Annotated in this window: 9 protein-coding genes; 3 read left to right on the top strand and 6 right to left on the bottom strand. The window is 76.6% G+C overall.

Translation table 11 applies throughout. From position 1 onward, the window contains the following. Positions 1–46: 46 nt before the first annotated feature. From B1A86_RS06580 to B1A86_RS06560, 5 genes are all read right to left on the bottom strand, one after another. Positions 47–1,120 (bottom strand): NAD(P)-dependent oxidoreductase, encoded by a 1,074-nt coding sequence (locus B1A86_RS06580; protein ID WP_078025841.1) that lies wholly within the window; start codon positions 1,118–1,120, stop codon positions 47–49. Further along, positions 1,117–4,041 (bottom strand): alpha/beta fold hydrolase, encoded by a 2,925-nt coding sequence (locus B1A86_RS06575; protein WP_078025842.1) that lies wholly within the window; start codon positions 4,039–4,041, stop codon positions 1,117–1,119. Before B1A86_RS06575 ends, B1A86_RS06580 begins: the two co-directional genes overlap by 4 nt. A gap of 22 nt (positions 4,042–4,063) precedes the next feature. Next, positions 4,064–5,095: a 3-oxoacyl-ACP synthase III gene (locus B1A86_RS06570; RefSeq protein WP_078025843.1), complete on the bottom strand. Its 1,032-nt coding sequence runs from the start codon at positions 5,093–5,095 to the stop codon at positions 4,064–4,066. 132 nt (positions 5,096–5,227) lie between these two features. Continuing rightward, entirely contained in the window at positions 5,228–6,202 is a 975-nt protein-coding gene (locus tag B1A86_RS06565) for a M56 family metallopeptidase (RefSeq protein ID WP_078025844.1), read from the bottom strand. Between the two features lie 18 nt (positions 6,203–6,220). Beyond that, the gene (locus B1A86_RS06560; protein WP_017489455.1) at positions 6,221–6,565 is read right to left on the bottom strand and encodes a BlaI/MecI/CopY family transcriptional regulator; all 345 of its coding nucleotides are present in this window, start codon (positions 6,563–6,565) and stop codon (positions 6,221–6,223) included. Between the two features lie 167 nt (positions 6,566–6,732). On the opposite strand from B1A86_RS06560, the gene B1A86_RS06555 reads away from it, so the two are divergent. Genes B1A86_RS06555 through cydC form a run of 3 tightly spaced genes read left to right on the top strand, consistent with a single transcriptional unit; the run spans position 6,733 to position 13,056 of the window. Then, positions 6,733–8,313, top strand: a complete 1,581-nt coding sequence (locus tag B1A86_RS06555) for a cytochrome ubiquinol oxidase subunit I (RefSeq protein ID WP_095347518.1) — start codon at positions 6,733–6,735, stop codon at positions 8,311–8,313. 28 nt (positions 8,314–8,341) lie between these two features. After that, complete coding sequence (gene cydB / locus B1A86_RS06550; RefSeq protein WP_078025846.1) at positions 8,342–9,364, top strand: cytochrome d ubiquinol oxidase subunit II; 1,023 nt, start codon at positions 8,342–8,344, stop codon at positions 9,362–9,364. Further along, positions 9,361–13,056, top strand: coding sequence for a thiol reductant ABC exporter subunit CydC (gene cydC / locus B1A86_RS06545; RefSeq protein ID WP_246836810.1), 3,696 nt, complete (start codon positions 9,361–9,363; stop codon positions 13,054–13,056). Before cydB ends, cydC begins: the two co-directional genes overlap by 4 nt. Here cydC and B1A86_RS06540 read toward each other — a convergent pair. Continuing rightward, positions 13,007–15,610: a DNA topoisomerase (ATP-hydrolyzing) subunit A gene (locus B1A86_RS06540; protein ID WP_078025848.1), complete on the bottom strand. Its 2,604-nt coding sequence runs from the start codon at positions 15,608–15,610 to the stop codon at positions 13,007–13,009. The two genes, cydC and B1A86_RS06540, sit on opposite strands and share 50 nt — an antisense overlap. Between the last annotated feature and the right edge of the window lies 1 nt (position 15,611).

The following is a 15,611-nucleotide window of genomic DNA, read 5'->3' as shown; positions in this document are numbered from 1 at the left end:
CCGAACGAAAGCTCGGGACGGGCGCTCGTTCCGGCCGCGGCGGGCGTCAGCGGTCGCGGTAGTACGCCGCGACGCGGTGCAGGCCCTCGTCGATGCTCACGGTCGGCGTCCACGAGAGGACCTCACGGGTGCGACGCTGGTCGAACCAGTGGGCGGTCGAGAGCTGCTCGGCGAGGAACTCGGTCAGCGGCGGCTCGCCGTCGTCGGAGCCGACGCCCCGGGACCGCAGCCCGAACAGATCCCGCTCCCACGCCCGCTCGATCAGGGCGCCGGCGCGCCGGGCCAGGCCCGCCGGGACGCGGCGTTCGGGCTCCGCGGCGCCGCCCGCCAGCGCGATCTGGCGGATCAGCTCGCCGACCGGTCGCGGCTCGCCGTTGGTGACCACGAGGGCCTCGCCGTGGTGCACGTCGGCCGCGGACACAGCCGCCACCACGGCCTCGACGGCGTTGGCCGTGTACAGCGTGTCGACCAGGGGAGCGCCCGTGCCGAGCACGGGCATTCGCCCGGCCCGCGCGCGCTGCACGATCCGGTCGGTGAGCTGCAGGTCCCCGGGCCCCCACATCAGGTGGGGGCGCAGCACCAGGACGCGGAAGTCGTCGCGGTCGGCGGCCAGGGCCAGTCGCTCGCCGGCCGCCTTCGTGCGCGCGTAGGGTCCGCGCGCGTGCTCGGGGCTGGCGGCTCCGGCGCCCTCGCCGACGATGGAGTCGCCGGCGTGCGCCACGGAGGGGGAGGAGACGTGGACGAAGCGTCGCACGCCGTGGCGCTGTGCGGCGTGCAACAGGATGCGCGTGCCCTCCACGTTCACGGCCTCGTACTCGTGCTCGGGGCCGGACACGGACACCTTCGCGGCCACGTGCACCACGGTGTCCGCGCCGGTCAGGGCCTCCTCGACGGCGGCCGGGTCGGTGACCGAGCCCTGCACGTCGCGGGCGCCCGCCACGCCGGAGGGCCGGCGCTGCAGCGTCACGACGTCGTTGCCCGCGTCCGCGAGCACCCGGGCGACGCCGGCGCCCAGCAGGCCCGAGGCCCCGGTCACCAGGACGCGCCGGCTCTCGAGGCGCTCCACGAGCTCGGGCATGCCCGCCTCGTCGAGGCCGACGTCGTAGCCGAACCCGCTCACAGCGCGCCCGCCCGTCCGCCGGCCAGCACGCCCTCTGCCCAGCGGGCCACGCGGGCCCGGTCGATCTTCGAGTTGTGCCGGATGTCGGTGGGGATCTCGTCGGCCACCAGAACGGCGGCCACGGGCAGCGGCTCGAGCGCCGCGCGCACGGCCGAGGCCAGGGCGGTGGGGGCCAGGCCCTGCTTGGGCCGCCCGTCCCGGTGCTGCCCGGCGCGGCGCGCCGGCCGGGTGGCCGGGACCGCGGCCTCCACCACCACGACGACGGCCTGGGTGCCGCGCGGGCCCACACCCACCACGGCGCTGCGCCGGACGGGGCCGAGCGCGTCGACGGTCTTCTCGGGGCCGCCGGGGCCGAGCGGCCCCTCGGGGGTGGTGATGACGTGCTGCAGCCGGCCCTCGAGCCAGACGCGCCCCTCGGCGTCGAAGTGGCCGATGTCAGCGGTGCGGTGCCAGACGCGGCCGTCGCGGCGCCACAGGCCGTCCCGCTTGCTCTGCTGGTCGGTGTGCCAGAGCGCGTCGTACCGGTCCTTCAGGTGCGGGGCGCTCACCACGATCTCGCCGAGCACGCCGTGGCCCTGGGCGGGGTCGAGGATGAGGTCCTCGGCGGTGCCGTCCTCGAGCAGCGGGGCGATGGCCAGGGACACCGTGGGCAGAGCGGTGCCCACGCACACGCCCTCGTCGTCGGCGCCGCGCAGCCGCTGCACGGTTTCGCCGTCGATGTCCGTGAGCAGCAGGCCCTCGGTCATGCCCCACGGCGTGTGGACCTCCGCGTTGGGCATGAGGTCCCGGACCTGTCGCATCAGCTGGGGGTGCACGGGCGCGCCGGCGGAGAGCACGAGGCGCACCGCGTCCAGGGCGTCCCGACGCGCGGCGTCGAGGCCGTCGGCGGTGGCGACCACGTTGGCCAGCGCGGCGGGGGAGGCGAAGAGCACGGTGGACTGGCCGGCGATCGCGGCGTCCGCCAGGCTCCGCGCGGTCAGCGTGGCCGGCTTGGTGACGTCCATGTCCGGGGACACGGAGGCTGCGCCGAGGGCCGGGCCGAGCAGCGCGAAGGGCGCGAACCCGGCCAGGAGCGAGCCGCCGGGCCGGATGCCCAGGGTTCGGGAGATCATCGCCACGAGGCGGCCCAGCCGCTCGTGCGTGTACACGACGCCCTTGGCCGGGCCCGTGGAGCCGGACGTGAACAGCACCGCGGCGTCCGCGTCCAGGGCGGGCTCGGGCAGCACGGTGCCGTGCTCGTCGACGGCGTCGCCCGTGGCCGGGTCGCGGTGGCGGTCCACCATCGCGTAGAGCGAGTCGGAGACGTCGAGCAGGCGGCGCTGGGCGGCGCCCGGCTCGGTCACGGAGATCCGGGTGCCCGGCCAGGACTGGGCGCGGGCCAGCGTCAGCCCGGGGGTGCGGCCGATGATCCAGCGGGGGCGGGCCGACTTCATCGCCCGGGTCATGCCCTTGACGCCGAGGCCCTGGTCCGCCACCACGGCGACTGCGCCCACGCGCAGCACGGCGTACAGGGCCGCCGACAGGTCGCGGCCCGGCGGCACGAGCATGGCGACCCGGTCGCCCGGTCGCATGCCCGCCGCCCACAGCCCGGTGGCGATGGCCGAGACCATCTCCTGCAGCTCGCCCCAGGTGACGGCCACGGGTCGGCGGGCGGTGCCCACGAGCGAGCGGCCGGCCTGGGCGCCGGCCATGTCCACCAGTGCGGTGTACTCGCGGTGGTCCGAGCCGGGGGCACCCCAGTCGCGCAGGTGGTCCCAGAGCCGGACCATGCCGGGCTCGCGGGCTCCGGGCTCCTCCCCGAGGTCCACCTCCAGGCCCGGGTCGGCGGTGGCGTGCGGGACGGGGCCCGGCAGCCCCGAGGCGGGGTCGGAGAGCTGGCCGGCGCGCAGCAGCTGGGCCCACTGCAGCAGGGGCGCGGTGATGTCGCGGTCGTCCACGAGCAGGTGCCCCGCCCCCTCGTAGCGGTGCACGCGCGCGTGGGGCAGGCGGTCGCGGAGGTCGTCGAGGTAGCGGTCCAGGAAGACCGGGTCGTCGGCGCCCCACAGGATGAGGGCGGGCACGTCGGTGCGGCCCAGGGCGGCGAGGTCCTCGCCCACCCGCTGCAGTTCGGGATGGCTGCCGTGGCCGGGGTCGGCCGGGATGTCCGCGACGAAGCCGCCGACGCCGCCGCGTCGGGCCGCCGTGTCGTAGGGCAGGTGGTAGGCGGCCCGGGTCTCGCGGTCGAGGGCCGGGGTGGCGAGGGAGGTCGTCACGGAGAGGAAGGCGTCCGTGGTGACGGTGGAGGCCGGCAGGACGGGCCCGGCGAGGGCGGCCTGCAGCGGGGCGGGGATCGGCGCCCCCTCGGGCTGGTGGACCGCGGTGTTCAGGGTCGCGACGCCGGCCACCAGCTCCGGATGACGCGCCGCCCAGCCGAGGGACACGACGCCGCCCCAGTCGTGGCCGAGCGTGATCAGCGGGTGGCCGGTGGCTGCCAGGTCGCGCAGCCCGAGAGCCGCGAGCAGGGCGTCCAGGTCGGCGATGCGGCCGCCCAGCGTGCGGTAGGTGTCGTCGGCGCGGCCCATCGACGAAGCGGACGGGGAGCCCGTGTGCGCGAGGCGCTCGGAGAAGCCCATGTCCAGCTGGTCCGGCGCCACGACGCGCCACGCGGCCATGCCCCGGCGTGCCCGGCGCACCGTCTCGGCGAGCAGGGACCGCCACAGCCAGGACCACGTCGGGTTGCCGTGCACCGCGACGATCGTGCCGACGATCTCCGCCCCGGCCGCCGCGAGCACGGGACCGGTGTCCGCCACGTGCAGCGTCCGCACGGTCCCCTCCGGGTCCGCGGCCGAGCGGATCTCCACGAGGCGGGACCACGCCGGGTCCCAGCCGGGCAGGCGGTCGGCGGGGGGCAGGACGGCGGGGGCGGCGGGGATCTGCGGCATGGGTCTCCTCTGGTCCTTCAGTTCACCACTGGATCTCGAGCATGGCGGTGTTCAGGCCCGAGCCCACGCCCAGGCACACCACCGTGTCCCCGGCGGACAGCTCGTCCATCTCCCGCACGAGGGTGATGGGCAGCGAGGCCGGGCCGACGTTGCCCAGCACGGGGAACGTCGTCGGGATCCGGTCCAGGGGCAGGCCGGCGGACTCGGAGATCGCGTTGGTGTGGAGCTGGGAGACCTGGTGGGTGATGAACCGGTCCGCGTCCTTCCACGCCCACTCGGCGGGGGTGTCGTTCCACGCGTCCATGACGAGCTCGAGGCCGTCGTTGAGCAGGGCGGTGGAGTCGGTGTACATGCCGCGGTGGTCGCCGACGCACAGGTCGTGGTGGTCGGTGCCGGCGCGGGTGATGCCGCGGACGATCCGGTGGGCGTCCGGGTGGTCCTCGATGGAGCCGACGACGGCGGCCGCGGCCCCGCAGCCCAGGGTGAGGGAGGCGAACTGCTCCATGAAGTTGCCGCGGTTCGTGGTGGAGGCGTGCAGGTTCTCCACGGTGGCGTCCTGGACCTTGGAGGCGTCCTCGCTGGCGACGACCACGGCGTAGTCCACCTGGCCCGCGTCCACGAGGGTGGAGGCGAGCATGAGGCCGTTGACGAAGCCGAGGCAGGCGTTGGTGATGTCGAAGTTGGTGGCCGAGGTGGGCAGGCCCATCATGTGGTGGATCCGCACGGCCACGGAGGGCTCGAGGGTCGCCCGGGTCACCGAGGTGTTGATAAGTAGCCCGACGCGCTCGGGACCGATCCCGGCGGCGGCGAGGGCGGCGGTGCCGGCCTGCGCGGCGGCCTCCTGGAAGTCCTGGGAGGCGTCCCAGTTGCGCCGGGCGCGCACGCCCGCGACGCGCTGCAGCAGGTGGGGCGGGAGCTTGAGCCGCCGGAGCACGTCCGCCAGCCGCTCGTCGAGGTCGTCCGAGGTCACCTCGAGGGGCGCCTCGACCTCGGTGACCGCCAGGAGGGCGGCGCGGGAGTACTCGTAACTGGCGTTGCCGGACACGTTCGTCACCAGGACCAATCTGCGGGAGGACGGGGGACTCACCCCGGGGTGAGGCGAGATGTCACTCTATCGGAGCGGTGCGGACGCCCGCCCAGGATGGGTGTCGCTCGGCCCGGGGCGAACACGGCCGGGGGCGCCGGCTCAGGGCAGGCCGAGCAGGGCGGCCGCGGTGGCCGCCGGCAGGGCGAGGGAGGCCGCCGCCACGAGCGCCGCCGCCGCGGCGGGCAGGGGCGCCGGCCGGGTGAGCAGCCGCGCGGCCCGGTCTCCGAGGCCCGCGGAGGTCGGCCCGGTCGCGTCGGTCTGGCCGGCCGGACCGGCGTCGGGGCCCGGGGCGGCCTGCGCGAGGGCCCGGACGAGCACGTCCGCCGGGGCACGGCGCAGGGCGGCGTCGTCGGCGAGCATCTCGGTCACCTGGACCACGGCCAGGCGCGCGGTCTCGGCGGTGGGCAGCCACGCGCACGCCCGCGCCCACGCGGCGAAGGCCAGGCGCAGCAGGCCGTGGTGCTGGTCGAGGTGGGCCCGCTCGTGGGCCACGACGGCGTCCAGCTCCTCCGGCGACAGGCGCGCCAGCAGGCCGCTTGAGACGACGGTGAGGGCCTCCCCTCCGCGCGGGGAGCCGGGCACGCAGTAGGCCAGCGGGTCGTCGACGGGCAGCTCGCGGGCCCCGCGCGCCCCGCCGGGCCACCGGCCCGCGTCGGCGGGGCCCGTGGCCACGAGCTCGACGGCGTCCCGGTGGCGGGCCCGGGCCCGCAGGGTGCGGACGGCGGTCACGGCCGTGGTGAGCAGCAGGTGCACCGCGATCCCGGCCCCGGCGCCCACCGCCATCAGGTGCAGGCCGACGGGCAGGCCGGTGGGCCGCGGCGCGGCGGCGGCGTCGCCGGCCAGGTGCGCGGCCAGCCGGGGCGCCGCCGCCACGAGGCCCTCGCCCCACGGCAGCAGGCCCCACACGAGGGGCGCGCCCAGCAGGGCGAGCCCGCCGGCAAGGGCGACGGCCTGCCAGGCGAGGGCGGCGAGCACGGGGGAGCGGGCCGGCCACGCGGCGCGCCCGAGCAGCACGGGCACGGGTCCGGCCAGGGCCACGGCGACGACGGCGAGCAGCAAGACGGGGACGGACACGGTGCCTCTGCGTCCGGGTCAGTCCAGCAGGCGGCGCAGGGCGGCGGAGTCGGTCTCCGAGATGCCGCCCACGAAGGCGGCCAGGACGGCCTCCCGGTCTGGGGCGGAGCCGAGGAGGTCCCGCAGCAGCTCCGCCGTGTGGGCCTCCCGGGTCACGGCGGCGCGGAAGCGGCGGGGGCGGCCACCCTCGGCGGGGCGCACGCGGCCCTTGGCCGCCAGCCGGGTGAGGGCCGTGTGGACGGTGGTCAGGGCGGGCGGGGCGCCCTCGCGGTGCAGGAGGGTGCGGACCTCGGCGGCCGTGAGGCCCTCGGCGTGGTCCCAGAGGAGGTCCATCACGGCGCCTTCGAGGCGGGCGCGGGTCATGGGTCCTCCTTCGTCTCACCGGTGCGTGCCCCCCGATCCTAGGCCAGGGGAGCCGGCGAGGCCCGTCGCCGTCGGTCGTTTTCTACAACGTGTAGAAAAAGTGGCTAGAGTGGACGGGACCCTCCGGCCCGTCCCCGCCGGAGCCCGCCTCGTCTCAGGAGCCGTCCGTGGATCCCCTCGACCTCGCCCGGTGGCAGTTCGGCATCACGACCGTCTACCACTTCCTCATGGTGCCCCTGACCATCGGCCTCGGCCTGGTGGTCGCCGTCATGCAGACCCTCTGGGTGCGCACCGGCCGGGAGCAGTACCTGCGCATGACGAAGTTCTGGGGCAAGCTCTTCCTGATCAACTTCATCATGGGCGTGGCCACGGGCATCGTGCAGGAGTTCCAGTTCGGCATGGCCTGGTCCGAGTACTCCCGGTTCGTGGGCGACGTCTTCGGGGCCCCGCTGGCCCTGGAGGCGCTCATCGCCTTCTTCCTGGAGTCCGTGTTCCTGGGCGTGTGGATCTTCGGCTGGGGCCGGGTGCCCCGCCGCCTGCACCTGGCGGCCATCTGGTGCGCCGTGATCGGGGCCCACCTGTCCGCGTACTTCATCATGACCGCGAACGCCTTCATGCAGCATCCGGTGGGCTACGAGGTGGTCGACGGGCGGCCCGTGCTGAACGACATCGGTGCGGTGCTGGCCAACCCCATCGTCCTCACGCACTTCCCCCACACCATCGCCGGCTCCTGGGCCGTCGCCGGAGGCTTCCTGCTCGGCATCTCCTGGTACCACCTGTGGAAGCGCCGGCGGGACGGGATCGACACCGTGGATGAGCACGGGCGCGTCGTCGTCGGCACCACGGGCTCCAAGGCCCGCGACCGCCTGGACCACCGCGTGTGGATCACCTCCCTGCGCGCCGGCGCCGCGGTGGCGATCGTCGGCTTCCTCGGCACCGCCTTCACCGGGCACGCCCAGGCGCAGCAGATGATCGAGTTCCAGCCCACGAAGATGGCCTCCGCCGAGGCCGCGTGCCACGACGGCACCGCCTTCTCCGTCCTCACCCTGGGCGACCTGGGCGCGGGCGACCGCACCACCTGCACCGACGTCACCACGGTGATCGAGCTGCCCGGGCTGCTCTCCTACCTCGCCTACGAGGACTTCACCACCCCCGTGCCCGGCCTGAACTCCCTGCTGCCGGACTTCGAGGAGCGCTACGGCACGCACCTGCCGGACGACCCGCTGTACGGCGAGCGCGCCGGAGCGCCCATCGACTACCAGCCGCTCATGGAGGTCACCTACTGGGGGTTCCGCCTCATGATCACCTTCGGCGGCCTCGGCGCGCTGGCCGGGGCGCTCACCCTCTGGATGACCCGCCGCGGCACGGTCCCCGACTCGCGGGGCTGGACGGCCACCGCCGTCGCCTCCATCGGCGCCCCCTTTGCGGCGAACGTGGCCGGCTGGGTGTTCACCGAGATGGGCCGGCAGCCCTTCGTGGTCTACCCGAACCCCGCCATGGGCGTCGACGAGGTGTACATGTTCACGGCCGCCGCGGTCTCCCCGGGCGTGAGCGCCCAGGAGGTGCTCGCCTCCCTGATCGTGCTCGTGGGGATCTACGCCGTGCTGCTCGTCGTCGAGGTGGTGCTGATGGTGCGCTACGTGCGCGGCGGCGTGCCCGCCGGCATGCCGGAGCTCACGGCGGACGAGCACCGGGACCCCGACGAGGACCGCCACGACCGCGACGACGTGCTCGCGTTCGCCTACTGACCCCCGCAGCTGAGAGGACCGAACGAGAATGGCCGAGGCCCTGCCCGTCTTCTGGTACGTGATCATCGCCGTGCTCTGGCTCGGCTACCTGGCCCTGGAAGGGTTCGACCTCGGCGCGGGCATGCTCATGCAGGCCTGGGCCCGCGACGAGCGGCGCCGCCGGGTGCTGCTGAACGTGATCGGCCCCGTGTGGGAGGGCAACGAGGTCTGGCTCATCACGGCGATCGGCGCGATGTTCGCGGCGTTCCCGTTCTGGTACGCCTCCCTGCTCTCCACGCTGTACCTGCCCATGCTGCTGCTCCTGCTCGCCCTGATCCTGCGGGCGGTCTCCATCGAGTACCGCGGCAAGGCGCGCACGGACCGCACGCGGGCGGTGTGGACCTGGTGCCTGGCCCTGGGCTCCTTCACGGCCGCCTTCGTCGTGGGCGCCTTCCTGGCCCTGACCACCACCGGGCTGCCCATCGACGCCAACGGCGACCGCGTGGGCGGGCCCTTCGCGTGGCTCAACGGCTGGGCCGTGCTGGGCGGGCTGGCCGTGGTCGGCTTCTCCATCGCCCAGGCGTGGGCGTTCATCGGGCTCAAGACCGACGGCGCCCCGCGGCAGGCGGCCGCCCGCTTCCTCTCGCGCTGGACCCCGGTGGCCCTCGCCCCGCTGCTCGTGTGGGCCGGTGCCGTGCTGCTGCGTGGCGACCGCCCCTGGACGTGGGCGCTGCTGGCCGCCGGCGTCGCGGCCGCGGCCGGGTCCGTCGTGGCCGCCCGCCGAGGCCGGGAGGGCCTCGCCCTGGCCGGCCTGACGCTGTTCCTCGTGGCGGCCTGGAGCGCCGTCATGATCGTCCAGTTCCCCGTGCTGCAGCCCTCCACCGTGGACCCGGCCTTCGACCTCACCGCCGAGATCGCGGCCTCCGGCCCGTACACGCTGGGCATCATGGCCGTGGTCAGCCTCGTCTTCGTGCCGATCGTGCTGGCCTACTCCGCGTGGTCCTACTGGGTGTTCCGCCGTCGCGTGCGCGAGACCCACATCCCCGAGCCCCACGCCGTGGAGCCGGTGTGACCGACGACGGCGCGCCCCGTGGGCCCGGCCGCGGGCACGACGACGGCCCCCGGCGCCGCCGCGGCCCCGACCTGAGCCCGGCCGCGCGCCGCGCCGTCGCGGCGATGCTCGGGCTCGCCGCGCTGCGGGCCGCGGGCTGGATCCTGCTCGCCGAGTCGCTCGCCCGCCTGCTGACCCGCATGGCCGGCACGCTCGACCCCGAGGGCACGGCCCAGCTCTTCGAGATGCTCTTCCTCCCGCCCGCGCCCGTCGGGCCGGTCGGTGCGGCGTCGTCGTTCGCCGGGGCCCTCGCGCTCGGCGCCGCCGGCGTGGGGCTGCGCGCCCTGGCCGACGCCGGCCAGCGGGTGTGGGGCCGTCGCGCCGCGCTCGGCGTGCAGGTGGGCGTGCGCCGCGACCTCGTGGCCCACCGCCTGGCCTCCGCGGACGGCTCGCGCCCCCGCTCGGGCGCGGACGCCGTGCTGGTCACACACGGCCTGCAGGGCCTGGACGACTACTACACCGAGGTCCTGCCGGCCCTGGCCTCCGCCGCCGTCGTGCCCCCGGTCCTCGGCGCCTGGATCCTCACCCGGGACCCGCTCTCCGCCCTCGTGGTGCTGCTGACCGTCCCGCTCGTGCCCTTCTTCATGGTCCTCATCGGCCGGCACACGCAGGAGCGGATCGACGCCGCCCAGGACGGGCTGGACCGCCTCTCCGGCCACCTCGTGGAGCTCGCCCGCGGACTGCCCGTGCTCGTGGGGCTGCGCCGGGCCGGCGTCCAGCGCCGCGCCCTCGAGCGGGCCTCGCAGCGGTACCACGCCGCCACTCTGGGCACCCTGCGCACCGCGTTCGTCTCCGGCATGGCCCTCGAGCTGATCGCCTCGCTCTCCGTGGCCGTGATGGCCGTGTTCATCGGCCTGCGCCTCGTCTACGGGCAGATGGACCTCGGCGCCGGGCTCGTGGTCCTCGTGCTGGCCGCCGAGGTGTACCTGCCCCTGCGCGACGTCGGCAGCGCGTACCACGCCTCCGAGGACGGCCGCGAGGCCGAGGGCCGGGCCCGCGCCGCCGCGCGGGCGCCCGTGCCCGAGGCGGCCCGGGACGCGCTCGCGGACCCCACCGCCGCACCGGCGCGCGCGGCCGGCCCCGCGGCGGCCCCGCCCGGCGCGGTGCACCTCGAGGACGTCGGCGTGGCCTTCGGGGACCGGCGCGTCCTGCAGGGCGTGGACCTGCGCGCGGCGCCGGGCACGCTCACCGTGCTCGGCTCGGCCTCCGGCACCGGCAAGTCCACCCTCCTGCACCTGCTCGCGGGACTGCTGCGCACCACGGACGCCCGCGTGCAGGGGAGCGTGAGCGGCGTGGACCCGGACCGCACCGTGTGGGTCGGCCAGCATCCGCGCCTCCTCGAGCCCACGGTGGGCGAGGAGCTCGACGCCGCGGCCGGCCGGGCGCTCGCGGACTCCGAGCGCGCCGCCGTGCTCGCCGCCGTCGCCCTGGACGGCGCGGCGCACCGGCGGCCCGTGGAGCTCAGCCCCGGCGAGCTGCGGCGCGTCGCCCTGGCCCGGGCGCTGGCGCGGCTGAGCACCGCCGGCGCGGACCGGCGCCCCTGGCTCGTCCTCCTGGACGAGCCCACCGCCCACCTGGACGACGCCGCTGCGGCCGCCGTGCGCGCCGGCGTCGTCGCGCTCGCCCGCGCGGGCGTGCCCGGCCTGGCCCTGCCGCCGTGCATCGTGGTGGCCGCCTCCCACGACCCGGCGCTGCAGCGCGCCGCGGACGCCCTCGTCGACGCGCAGGGCACGCCCCTGGCCCCGGGCGCGGCCGACGGCCCCGCGGATCCCGAGGCCGCCGCGCCCGCCGGCCCGGAGCCCGCCTCGCCGGCCGCGGTCGCCTCGCCGGTCGAGGCGGAGCCCGTCCCCGCCTCCGCGACCTCCACCGCGCCGTCCCCGGCGGCCGCGCGCCGCGCCCGGACGCGCGCCGCCCTGCGGATCCTGCCGTGGCGCTCGGGCCGGCTGTGGGCCGGCGTCGCGTGGGCCACGGGGACGCACCTGTCCGCGGCGCTGCTCGCGGGGCTGTCGGGCTGGCTCATCGTCACCGCGGCGGGGCGGCCGCCCGTGCTGTACCTGCTCTCCGTGATCGTGCTGGTCCGCGCCTTCGGCCTGTCCCGCGCGGTGTTCCGCTACCTGGACCGGCTGGCCACCCACGACGCCGTCCTCGGCTGGGCCTCCCGGCTGCGGCTGCGGCTGTGGGACGCCCTGGGTCGCCGGCCCGCCCTGTGGGGGCGCCTGAGCCGCGCCGACGGGGCGCTGTCCGTGCTCGTCGCGGACGTGGACGCCCTGCGGGACGCCGCGCCGCGCGTGATGGTGCCCGTGCCGGCGGCCGTGCTCGCGTGGCTCGTGAGCGCCGGAGCCGTGGCCCTGCTGGCCCCGGAGCTGGCCGCGGCCGCCCTCGTACCCGGCGCCCTGGGGCTCGTGGCGATCCCCGTCGTCGTCGCGGCGCTCGACCGGCGCCAGACCCAGGCGGCCGTGCGCCACCGCGCCGGGCTGCTGGACCGGGTCGCGGCCGTGCTCGCCGCCGCCCCGGACCTGCACGGCCTCGGCCGGGCCCGGGCGGCCGCCGACCGGCTCGCGGAGGCGGACGCCGCCCTGCAGGCGCCCCAGCGCCGGGCCGCGTGGGCCGCGGGCGCCGGCCGGGCGCTGGCGGTCCTCGTCTCCGGGGGCACCGCGCTGGCCGTGGCCCTGACGGCCACCCAGACCGGCACCGCCGCGGCCGTCGCCGCCTTCGCGGTGCTGCTCGTCCTGTCCTGGGCGGAGCCCTACGGGGCCCTCGCCCAGTCCGCCCAGGAGCTGGGCACCCTGGCGTCCCAGGCGCGCGCCGCGGCCGACCTGATGGGCGAGGACGAGCCCGGCACCGCGGTCCCGGACGCCGCGGACCCGGGCCGGGCCTCGGCCACGCCCGACCCGACGTCCGCCCCGATGTCCGCCGACCCGGAGCCGGCGGCGCCCGTGCGCGTCACGGGCCTGGCCCTGCGCGGCGCGGCCGTCCGCTTCGAGGGCGCGGACGCGCCGCTCTGGAGCGGCGTCGACCTGTGCGTCGAGCCGGGGCAGACCGCCGTCGTCACCGGGCCCTCCGGCGCGGGCAAGTCCACCCTGCTGGCCGTGCTGCTGGGGTTCCAGCCGCTGGCCGAGGGCGCCTACCTGCTGCGCACCGAGGCGGACGGGCGCCGCGTCGAGGCACCCGCGGACGCGGCGGCGCTGGCGCGCGTGGCGTGGACGCCGCAGGACGCGCTCCTGTTCGACTCCAGCCTGCGCGGCAACCTGGCGCTCGCCCGGGATCCCGAGGACGCCCCGGACGACGCGGAGCTCACCGCGGTGCTCGGGCGCGTCGGCCTCGGCCCCTGGCTGGCGGCGGCCCCGGAGGGGCTGGACACGCCCGTGGGCGCCGGCGGCCGCGTGCTCTCGGGAGGCCAGCGCCAGCGCCTGGCCGTGGCGCGCGCCCTCGTGGCCCGGGCCGACGTCGTGCTCCTGGACGAGCCCACCGCGCACGTGGGCCAGGACGAGGCCCTGGCCCTGATGGCGGACCTGCGCGCGGCCCTGGCCGGGCGGATCGCCGTGGTGGTCACCCACGACGAGCGCCTGGCCGCGGAGGCCGACGTGCGGCTGCGCCTGGGCGTCAGTCCGCCGAGACCGTCACGGGGTCGTCCGCGACCGGCGGCGCGCTGAGCAGCTCGGGGGAGGCCCCGGCGCCGACGGCCTCGATGCGCTGGTCCACGGGCACGCCCGAGCCGTCGCGGCGCCCGTACTCGACCGGCAGCGCCCGGGCCACGCCGGCCTTCGAGGCGGCCAGCGCGGGGCCGGCGCCCACCCAGCCGAGCACGAGGGACGTCTCGCCCTTGAGCAGCCGGTGCGCGCGCACGCCGCCGGTGCCGCGCCCCTTGGCCGGGTACTCGCCCAGGGGCGTGACCTTCACGGAGCCGCCGGCGGAGCCGAGCAGGTCGCCCTCGCCGTCCGTCACCGTCACCACGACGGCGGGGCGCGGGTGGGCGGCGGCGTCGTCGCCGGGGCCGGTGAGGGAGGCGGCGGGGGCCACGCCGAAGGCGAGGACCGCGTCGTCGGCGGCCACCCGCAGGCCGGCCACGCCGCCGGCGGCCGGACCCTGGGGGCGGACCGCGGACGCGGCGTAGCGCAGCAGCTGCCCGGCGCGGGTGAGGAAGACCAGCTGGTCCTCGTCGTCCACGGCGGGGGCGGCGCCGACCACCGCGTCGCCGTCCTTGAGGGCGATCGCCTCCGCCACCTCGCGGTTCAGCGGCCACTCGGGGCGCACCCGCTTGACCACGCCCTGGGCGGTGCCGAGGGCGATCACGGCGTCCAGGGGCACGAGCGCCACGAGGCTCTCGCCCTTGCCGAGGGGCACCAGCTCCTTGGCGGGGACGGACCCGGTCATCGCCGGGGCCGCGGAGGGCTCGGGCGCGGCGGGCAGGTCCACGGCCTGGATCCGGTGCAGCGCGCCCGTGGAGGTGAGGGCGCCGATCTCGCCGCGGGCCGTCGTCGCCACCACGGAGGCGAAGGCGTCGTGCTTGCGGCGCCGCCCCTGCGAGGCGATCGGGGTGCGGTCGGCGGTGCGCAGCAGGCGCCCGGAGGTGGTGAGCACGGCCCAGCAGGCGGTGTCCGGGACCATGAGGTCCGCCCCGGCCTGGGCGGCCCCGGCGGGGGTGGGCCCGCCGGCGTTCGAGGCGGCGGGGGCGGCCACGGTCTCGGCCTCGAGCAGGACGGTGCGGCGGTCGTCGCCGAACTCGTCGGCCACGGCCTGCAGCTCGGCGGAGACCACCTCGCGCAGGCGCGCCTCCGAGCCGAGGATCGCCTCGAGCTCGGCGATGGCGGCCTGCAGCTCGTCCCGCTCGGCCTCGAGCTCGATCCGGGAGAACTTCGTGAGCTGGCGCAGGCGCAGCTCGAGGATGTGGTCCGCCTGCACCTGGGTGAGGTCGAAGACCCCCATCAGCCGGGTGCGCGCGGCGGCCGTGTCGTCCGAGGAGCGGATGATCTCGATGACCTCGTCGATGTCCACGAGGGCGAGCAGCAGGCCCTCCACGAGGTGGAGGCGGTCCTGGCGGCGCTGCAGCCGGTGGGCGGTGCGGCGGCGGACCACGTCGAGGCGGTGGTCCACGTAGACGCGCAGCAGCGGCAGCAGGCCCAGGGTCTGCGGCTGGCCGTCCACGAGGGCGACGTTGTTGATGCCGAAGGTCTCCTCGAGCGGCGTGTGCCGGTAGAGGGCGGCGAGCACGGCCTGGGGGTTGAACCCGGACTTGAGCTCGATCTGCAGGCGCAGCCCGTTCTTGCGGTCCGTCAGGTCCACGACGTCGGCGATGCCGCTGAGCTTCTTCGCGTCGACGCCGGCCTTGATCCGCTCGATGACCTTCTCGGGGCCGACGCCGTACGGAAGCTCGGTGACGATCAGGCCGGTGCGGCGAGCGGTGACCTGCTCCACGTCGACGGCGGCCCGCATGCGGAACGTGCCGCGGCCGGTCGCGTAGGCGTCGCGGACGCCGTCGAGCCCCACGATCCGGCCGCCCGAGGGCAGGTCGGGGCCGGGGATGTGGGCCATGATCGCCTCGAGGTCCGCCTCGGGGTCCGCGAGCAGGTGGCGCGCGCCCGCCACGACCTCGCGCAGGTTGTGCGGAGCCATGTTCGTGGCCATGCCGACGGCGATGCCGGTGGTGCCGTTGACGAGCAGGTTGGGGTAGGCGGCGGGCAGCACGGCCGGCTGCTGAAGCTGGTTGTCGTAGTTGGGGACGAAGTCCACGGTGCCCTCGTCGAGGTCCGCGGTGAGCGCCAGGGCGGCCGGGGCCATGCGGGCCTCCGTGTAGCGCGGAGCCGCGGGGCCGTCGTCGAGCGAGCCGAAGTTGCCGTGCCCGTCCACCACGGGCAGGCGCAGGGAGAACGGCTGGGCGAGGCGGACCATCGCGTCGTAGATCGCCGCGTCGCCGTGGGGGTGCAGCTTGCCCATCACCTCGCCCACCACACGGGCGGACTTCACGTGGCCGCGGTCCGGGCGCAGGCCCATGCGGGACATCATGTAGAGGATGCGCCGCTGCACCGGCTTGAGGCCGTCGCGGGCGTCCGGCAGGGCGCGCGAGTAGATCACCGAGTAGGCGTACTCGAGGAAGGACGCCTCCATCTCCTCGGAGACGTCGACGTCGACGATGTTCTCCTGCTCCAGCGGCAGCGGGCGCGGGGCGTCCTGCTCGGCGGGGCGGGAACGGGATGAACGGGCCATCATG

The sequence above is a fragment of the Micrococcus sp. KBS0714 genome (genome assembly GCF_002008305.4).
Lineage (GTDB): Bacteria > Actinomycetota > Actinomycetes > Actinomycetales > Micrococcaceae > Micrococcus > Micrococcus luteus.
The sequence above is the reverse complement of the archived record's forward strand: the minus strand, read 5'-3'. Positions and strand labels throughout refer to the sequence as shown.